3 protein-coding genes are annotated in these 1,507 nt (G+C 29.5%); 2 read left to right on the top strand and 1 reads right to left on the bottom strand.

The features are described 5' to 3' along the window. Both H541_RS13560 and H541_RS0110935 read left to right on the top strand, forming a co-directional pair. A partial coding sequence (locus tag H541_RS13560) for a hypothetical protein (protein ID WP_026501803.1) occupies nucleotides 1-339 on the top strand: 339 nt, incomplete at its 5' end. Between the two features lie 33 nt (nucleotides 340-372). Further along, nucleotides 373-825: a hypothetical protein gene (locus H541_RS0110935; protein WP_022797309.1), complete on the top strand. Its 453-nt coding sequence runs from the start codon at nucleotides 373-375 to the stop codon at nucleotides 823-825. A 385-nt stretch (nucleotides 826-1,210) separates the two neighbouring features. On the opposite strand, the gene H541_RS13555 is transcribed toward H541_RS0110935, so the two are convergent. Continuing rightward, a partial coding sequence (locus H541_RS13555; protein WP_022797308.1) for a hypothetical protein occupies nucleotides 1,211-1,507 on the bottom strand: 297 nt, incomplete at its 5' end.

Here is a 1,507-nt window from a genome sequence, read left to right as displayed (position 1 = left end):
CTATCTTTTTCTATTATTCTACCTTATTTGATAGTAGATTTAAAGCTTTGCAACAGAACCCAATTTATTATAAGTAATCCAATCTATGCAAATGAGCCTAATAACAATCTAATCGCTAACCCTGTAATTATTACTGCTGAAACAAAACACGTGTCAGTTCGTTTTACTAATACTCCTCTTAAAGACTTAAAGGATTATATCTGGTATTCAAACAACGGATATTCTGGTTATCTTGCATTAGGAGACTGGGAATTAGGCAAAAATAACATATGTAGTGGTTATTATGAGGGCGTGGTTCGAAAGGGGCCATATGCGCCAAACAGTATTAAAACCGAATAACTGTATTTTTTATATCTATTAGGAGAGGAAACTATGAAAAAGCTTTGGACTATCATCTTTACGTTATTTTTTATTTTAACTCTTGCTGCTTGTCAAAATAAAAATTCTGATGAATCACTTGTTCTCAACCAAACCAATAGTAACGGATTTCCACAGATCTCTGGGAGCTTTGTAGTTAATAACGATGAGCTTACAATCAAAAAAAACTATGGAAATGAATTAAAAACTAATGATACTCCAGAGTCGACAACTAATCTAACAGATGAACAACAAGATAATATAAATATGGATGGCAAAAAAAACTCCTTTTCAACTAAAGATGTAGAGGCTGGAAGGGAATACACTTCAACTTTTAAAAAGGTGGAAATTAAGAAGACTGATTCTGAATTATTAATATCTAGTGAAGATAATACATGGAAATTTGAAAAGATTGGAGATCGTATATTTACTGATCAAAATGGGGTGACTTACGAATTAAGTGAATAAGTTCATAATAATCATATGTATTAAATTAACGTTCAAGGATCACCTTTAAATTTTTTAAAAAGTATGAAGAACCCACTCAAATTGAGTGGGTTCTTTTGGCATGAGCAAAGCGAATTCTTAATTCTTCTTTGAAAAATTTCACATATTTTTTTAGAAAAACACATCATTTTTGAAATGATGTGTAAGTGCGCCCTTACTACTAACGCTTAAAAATGGGAAACCTTTTTACGAGACACCTAATCACTATTTATGAATTTTTACTGTCCCTTGTATGAAATAAATTTCTTTAAATTATCAGTAGGTCTTAAATATCTATTACGTTTAAAAGCACACTGAAATCTAAACATTCAGCGTGCTTTTATTTACATTATTTTTTATTTTAAAATCAAGTTATTTTAAGTTTATTAAGGGAAAAGCTTTTAAGTACGAAAAGGAATACCGTTAATAAAGCGACTATGATATTTAAATAAAATCCCAAGAAGCTAGGAAGCATATAAACTACCATTGAGATGATAAAAATGTTGAAAATATCAAGTAAGAGATACTTTATATTTCGGTATTTTAAATTGCTAATTAATAACAATAATCCTCCTGTTAATCCAATACTAAACCAAATTATATATGGAACTTGAGAATATTGAACTGTTCCAATAAAAGTTGATACGCCAAAAATATATGCTAA

Origin of the sequence: Bavariicoccus seileri WCC 4188, from assembly GCF_000421665.1 — a bacterium.
In the GTDB taxonomy this organism is placed as follows: domain Bacteria; phylum Bacillota; class Bacilli; order Lactobacillales; family Aerococcaceae; genus Bavariicoccus; species Bavariicoccus seileri.
The sequence above is the reverse complement of the archived record's forward strand: the minus strand, read 5'-3'. Positions and strand labels throughout refer to the sequence as shown.

Bases quoted from the DNA above. Each gene is read 5' to 3' on its own strand.
- H541_RS0110935 (WP_022797309.1), top strand. From the start codon at position 373: ATGAAAAAGCTTTGGACTATCATCTTTACGTTATTTTTTATTTTAACT.